The organism is Corynebacterium sp. HMSC074C03 (assembly GCF_001838285.1).
Classification (GTDB): domain Bacteria; phylum Actinomycetota; class Actinomycetes; order Mycobacteriales; family Mycobacteriaceae; genus Corynebacterium; species Corynebacterium amycolatum.
Genome location: NZ_KV836246.1, coordinates 1 through 6,097, shown reverse-complemented (window position 1 = coordinate 6,097; position 6,097 = coordinate 1). Strand labels below are relative to the sequence as shown.

The 6,097-nt window shown below is 57.5% G+C and carries 4 protein-coding genes; 2 read left to right on the top strand and 2 right to left on the bottom strand.

Annotated features, from left to right (window positions below; all coding sequences use genetic code 11):
- Positions 1-385: biotin/lipoyl-containing protein (locus tag HMPREF2847_RS11805; RefSeq protein WP_305764135.1), on the bottom strand; the 385-nt coding region annotated here is incomplete at its 3' end.
- Positions 386-558: 173 nt separating this feature from the next.
- On the bottom strand, positions 559-2,097 hold the full coding sequence (locus HMPREF2847_RS08365; protein ID WP_070852116.1) for a leucyl aminopeptidase: 1,539 nt from the start codon (positions 2,095-2,097) through the stop codon (positions 559-561).
- Between the two features lie 222 nt (positions 2,098-2,319).
- Between HMPREF2847_RS08365 and HMPREF2847_RS08360 the strand changes: the two genes are divergently transcribed.
- Both HMPREF2847_RS08360 and HMPREF2847_RS08355 read left to right on the top strand, forming a co-directional pair.
- On the top strand, positions 2,320-3,435 hold the full coding sequence (locus tag HMPREF2847_RS08360) for a branched-chain amino acid aminotransferase (protein WP_070852115.1): 1,116 nt from the start codon (positions 2,320-2,322) through the stop codon (positions 3,433-3,435).
- A 490-nt stretch (positions 3,436-3,925) separates the two neighbouring features.
- Positions 3,926-5,803 (top strand): vWA domain-containing protein, encoded by a 1,878-nt coding sequence (locus tag HMPREF2847_RS08355; RefSeq protein ID WP_070852114.1) that lies wholly within the window; start codon positions 3,926-3,928, stop codon positions 5,801-5,803.
- Positions 5,804-6,097 lie beyond the last annotated feature (294 nt).

Here is a 6,097-nt window from a genome sequence, read left to right as displayed (position 1 = left end):
CGGATTCGCCGAGCTCCGGCATCTCAACGTCGGTAGCGGAACCGGAAGCGGCCTTCGGTGCTTCCTTCTTTGGCTCTTCAGCTTCTTCCTTCGGAGCCTCTTCCTCAGTCTCCTCTGCGGAATCGTCAGCGCCTTCCGGCTCTTCGCCCGGCTCGCCGACCTTTGCGATGACCTCGCCAACATCGACGGTGTCGTCTTCTTCAAAGAGAATCTCGGTGAGAACACCGGCGACCGGAGATGGAATTTCGGTGTCGACCTTGTCGGTGGAAACCTCGAGCAGTGGCTCGTCGACCTCGACGGTGTCGCCGACCTTCTTCAGCCAGGTGGTAATGGTGCCTTCGGTAACTGATTCACCGAGCTCCGGCATCTCAATAGAGGTCGCCATGTTTGTGCACTCCTCGAAAAGTTAAGAAATCTCGTTTTAAGACGGTTATTACAAATTAGCTTACAGGTTGAAAACTCTGCTTGCCCCGTGGGCTGCGCCCGCTTTCGACTGGTGCGTGGAATAGCTCATTTTAGCCAGGATTCCAGCCGGGCGGGGCGCAGTCGGATGACCGGCTACTTCGTTGCCAAATCCTCAATCACAGAGAACATCGTCCGAACCGGAACACCAGTGCCCCGCTTCGGGGTATAACCATACTCCCCGGTGGTGTTGAAGGCCGGACCGGCAACGTCGATGTGAACCCATTCAACATCCTCACCAACGAATTCGCGCAGGTATGCAGCTGCAACGCTCATACCGCCAAAGCGAGAGTTCGTGACATTCCGCAGGTCAGCGACCGGAGACTTCAAGGCCTCTGCTAGCTCAACTGGAATCGGCATTGCCCAACCATTTTCACCAATGCTCTGAGACAGCACTGCAACACGGTCACGGAACTCGTCGTTACCCAGGACGCCCGGGGTGCGCTCGCCAAGAGCGACCAGCTGCGCACCGGTCAGGGTGGCGGTGTCAATCAGGTGAGTCGGCTTGTCTTCACAGGCGCGGACAATGGCGTCCGCGAGTACGAGGCGGCCCTCTGCGTCGGTGTTCAGAATCTCAATGGTCTTACCGCCGTACTGCGTAATGACATCGCCCGGACGGTACGCCTTACCGCCCGGCATGTTCTCTGCCATCGGAACAGTTGCGGTCACCGGGGTGGAAACACCCAAACGGGCAGCCAGGACGACCGTGGCAATAACAGCCGCAGCGCCGCCCATATCGGAGATCATGTTCTCCATGCTGGCGCCCGGCTTCAGCGAAATACCGCCGGTATCAAAGGTGATGCCCTTACCGACCAGTCCCAGCGATTTCTCTGCCGACTCATCGCCCTTCCAGGTCAGGCGCACCAAGCGCGGCCCGCGCGAGGATCCGCCACCCACGGCATTGAGACCTCCGAAACCGCCGGCGCGCAGAGCGTCGTCGTCAAGCACCTCGACCTCGAGCCCTGCGTCACGGCCCAGCGCTGCAGCAGCGTCAGCAAACGTCTCGGGGTAGAGGTGCGACGATGCTGTATTGACGAAGTCACGCGCGGTGGCAACGGCATCCACAATCGCCGCGGCGCGCTTAACGACGTCGTCATCAGCGCCCAACACGACCACCTTCTGGGTGTCCTCGTTGCTTTCTTCGGCGCTCTTCTGGCCGGAGTAAGCGTAAGCGCCCAGTGCAAAGCCCTCGGCTGCAGCCTGCGGATCGATGGCGCCGAGAGTGTTGAAGACCACCTTGGCCTTGGACATACGGCGGGCAGCGGCACCGCAGGCACGGCGGATATCCTCTGCATCCAGGTCCTCAGAACCCACGCCAACGCCAGTGACACTGTCGACATCCAGGCCAGCGGGGGCCGGGATGGTGGTCGCGGACTCGGCCTTAGCACTGGCGGAGACTGCCTCAAAGGAGGCGAGCAGCTGCTCTGCAACCGAACCGATGGCCTCGGGTGCGACCAGCTCGAGGCCATCCTCGCCGTCGATAAGCGCGACGAGAACCGCGTCGGCGTCCGCAGGCAGAGACTTGTCGGCAGCGATGACCACGCGAGTGCCGATAGCCGGCAAGTAATTGGACAAAACTGCAGCGTTACGAGAGGCGCCGAACTGCGTTGAATCATTGTTAGCGGGGACTGACATGTAGTTGCATCTCCTTGTAGTCGTACTATGTGGTACACCACCGTATCCCTATTTGCCGGTTCGTGTCCTTCACCCCTGGACAGCGGACCGACGAGACAGCGCCACGACTATTGGAATGTACCCGCGCCTAGTGCCCGCGACGCTGACATTAGCCTGACTAACACGGTCTTTCGGGGGCGAGTATTGATACGACTCGATCCTCGACGGTTTAGGATGAAAGACATGTCTGCTTTGGAATTTGCAATCGAACGTAACCCGAATCCACTCTCTGATGTCGAGCGCGAGGAGATTCTGGCCAACCCCGGTTTTGGTAAGCACTTCACCGACCACATGGTCCGAATTGACTGGACTGCAGACAAGGGCTGGCATGACGCCAAGCTGCAGGCATATGGTTCGATTGAAATGCAGCCGTCTTCTTCGGTCCTGCATTACGGGCAGTCGATTTTTGAGGGGCTGAAGGCGTATCGCATGCCGGATGGTTCCATTGTTACTTTCCGCCCGGAGCAGAACGCTCGCCGCTTCCAGCGCTCCGCTGACCGCATTGCGATGCCGCAGCTGCCGGAGGAGACCTTTCTCGAGGCAATCCGTCTGCTGGTTGAGGCCGATGCGGCATGGGTGCCGCCAGCTGGTGGCGAAGAATCCCTGTACCTGCGTCCAATCATGTTCTCCACTGAGAGCACCCTGGGCGTGCACCCGTCGAACTCTTACACCTTCCTGCTCATCGCTTCACCTGCTGGCGCGTACTTCTCCGGTGGTATTAACCCGGTGACCGTGTGGATCTCCCACGAGTACGTGCGTGCCGCGCCGGGAGGCACCGGTGCTGCGAAGTTCGCAGGTAACTACGCAGCTTCGCTGGCGGCTCAGCAGCAGGCAGAGGAAAAGGGCTGCGACCAGGTTGTGTGGCTGGACGCTGTCGAGCGCAAGTACATCGAGGAGATGGGCGGCATGAACCTGGCGTTCATCTACCCGGATGAGACCGCTGACGCTGGTGTTCGCCTGGTGACTCCAGAGCTGTCCGGTTCGCTACTGCCGGGCATTACCCGGGCATCGTTGCTGCAGGCTGCTCAGGATCTGGGCATGAATGTCGAGGAGCGCCGCATTTCCACCGAGGAATGGAAGAACGATGCCACTTCCGGTGTCATGAGCGAGGCATTCGCCTGTGGTACCGCTGCCGTCATCACCCCGGTCGGTTTTGTGAAGTCCGCTGAGGGTGAGTTTGAGATTAATAACGGCAACACAGGCGAGTGGACTATGAAGCTGCGCGAGCGTCTGACTGGTATTCAGCACGGTGAGGTTGAGGACACCCACGGTTGGATTCACAAGCTCGTTGAGGCTTAAATTTCGGCGTAGGTCGGAAAAGATAATTGAATAGTGGTTACGAGAATTAGTACCATCGCAGCCCCTGCTCAGTATTTGCTGGTCAGGGGCTGCGTTTTTGCTTTGCTAGTTCCTCAACGGCTGTGCGGTTTCCCCAAGGTTCATGAATTGTTCAGAGGGCATTTGTTTAGCCGTTAAAAATACCTCTAGCGTGACTCGGGTCACTGTGAAAAACTACCAACACGATTGGTTTTTTGTAGTTGGGTAAACAGTTTGAGGCGCTGTGATGGTGGTAGTTCAAGACTTTTTTAAAGATAGTTTTTCGTCAAGTAGTTCAAAGCGCCTAAGGGTAACCATCGTCGTCACGCTGTTGTTGGCGGCGTGGACGATTGGGTTTAGTGTAATCCCGGCTCCTGTGGCGGTAGCTCAAGATACGCCGCCACCGTCCGGGGTGGAACAGCCCGCTCCTACGGGTGAAGGGGGCACGGGCGAAGCAAAAGCAGAGCTAATCATGGATCTGTCAGGCTCGATGCTTGCCGACGATGCCGGAGGCACCCGCCTCGATGCGGCAAAGCGCGCATCCACGGAGCTGATCGACTCCCTCCCGGATGATGCGCTACTTGGCATGCTGGTTTATGGCCAGCGCGAATCCAGCGATGAATCCAACCGCGAGCGTGGTTGCCAGGACATCGAGGTGCTGTCGCCGGTTCAAAAGGTCGACAAAGAAGGCCTGAAGAGCAGGATTGCCGGGTTGGAAGCTCAGGGCTACACGCCGATTGGCAATGCACTTCGTAAGGCGGCTGATGAGCTTGGTCCAGACGGTGAGCGATCAATCATCTTGGTTTCCGATGGTATTGACACGTGCGCACCGCCACCGGTGTGTGAGGTTGCGAAAGAACTGGCGGGGCAGGGCGTTGGCCTGACCATTCATACCGTGGGCTTCAAGGTTGATGAAGAAGCTCGCGCTGAGCTTGAGTGTGTTGCGCAGGCAACTGGCGGTCAAAGCATGACTGCTGATGATGCCACCCAGCTGGCAGATCACATGAAGTTCTTGACTCAGCGGTCAGTGCAGGGCTACGAAACCACGGGTACTCCGTTCGAGTTCTCCGAGACTAAGGAGGACGCGAAGTGGCTCGGCGAGGGCAAGTACCAAACGACGCTGGTGCCAGAGGTCGCCCAGCACGATCGCACCCCGCTCTACTACCGAATCGCAGTGCCGAAGGGGCACAACGCGATTGTTACCTCAAAGGTTCTAGCGAATATCGATGCTGAGGGTAAGGGGCAGCAGGATGTCCGAACTGAAGTTGACGAAATCATCAATGAAACCGGCGGAAAATGCCAGGACGACGGTCGCATGGGGTCGCTGACAGGCGCCGAAGCTAGTGCCGATTCGTGGACTCCAACTTCGGCTGATGCAAGCATTCTTGAATGGGATAGCGACCGCATCGAATCCAGTTGTGATCAAACCAAGTGGCTCGTCGCAAACAACGTGTGGGTCTATGACAGCGAATCAGTAGCGGACTATCGTGATGAACCCGTGAAGGTCGAGGTTAGCGTTCAGTTTGAGCCAGTGCTGAAGAAGCAGGATGCTGACAAGCTAAATGAAGGGCGGTCTTCCTCGACCGGGGACAAAGCCTACAAAAAGGCCACTTTTGGCGAGGCCAAGCCCGTAAACGGTGGCAATAACGCCGCCCAAGCGCCGGAAGTTAAATCTGGGGATACTATCTCCGACACCATCGTTCCCGGTGAGCAGAAGTACTACAAGATCCCTGTCGAGTGGGGTCAGCGACCTGTGGTTGCTGCCCGTACTGGAAATTCGGAGCGCGACAATGCCGATTCCATGGGCGTTGCCCTGCTGAATCCATTCGAGGTTTCCGTGGCGGATGGAACAATGCACTTTTATAGGGATTCCGAGGCCCTGAATTTGGCAACAGATCGTCCGATTGAGTACAACAACCGAAGCGCCAACGTTGGTGGACGACCCGTAGCCAACGCCGGTTACTACTACGCGACTGTCCGAATGGCTAACTACCGCCCCGATGAAGAGGTAAGTGGCATCGATCAGCCGTTCCAGCTCGCATTCCTCCTGGACAACAAGTCAACTAAGGGGCCTGACTGGCGACCGACCGACAAGAACGGCCCGACTCCGTCCGATAAGCCGATTCTGGCCAAAGGAGAGTCGGAACAGGAATCGTCAAAGGACTCGTCAGAAGATGCGTCGAAGGAATCTGACTCCCCGGATACGGATTCTCAGGCATCCGCATCCTCGTCGGACATGGAGGACGAGGGTATGAGCCCGCTGGTCATTGGCACCGTTGTGGCAGTGGTCGCCGTGTTTATCGGCATCGCAGGCGCGATTGTTTACCAGAACAAGAAGCGCAAGGAGTAGACAAACCGTAAGCTCAGGAAGTTCCTGAGCAGGAGGGGGAGGAGGGGAAGGTAGCAAAAGTGTGTCCGCCTGGTGTTTCGCTGGTGGGCACATTTTTTGCTACTTAGCCACAAAAACTGACAATTCCAAGAATGATGGGCTGCAGATGTGAAACTGTGTGAGTTTATGACAGTTTCAGGCGATTTTTCGGGTCATTTTTGACATAAACGCAGTCAGTAACTCGCATCGACCCACCGCCGCCAGACATAATCGCAGTCACTAGCCCGTTACCTTGTGAGTGTCCCCGATAATGGG

Excerpts from the sequence above, each read along its gene's own strand:
- HMPREF2847_RS08365 (WP_070852116.1), bottom strand. The coding sequence starts at position 2,097 with ATGTCAGTCCCCGCTAACAATGATTCAACGCAGTTCGGCGCCTCTCGT.
- HMPREF2847_RS08360 (WP_070852115.1), top strand. The coding sequence starts at position 2,320 with ATGTCTGCTTTGGAATTTGCAATCGAACGTAACCCGAATCCACTCTCT.
- HMPREF2847_RS08355 (WP_070852114.1), top strand. The coding sequence starts at position 3,926 with ATGGATCTGTCAGGCTCGATGCTTGCCGACGATGCCGGAGGCACCCGC.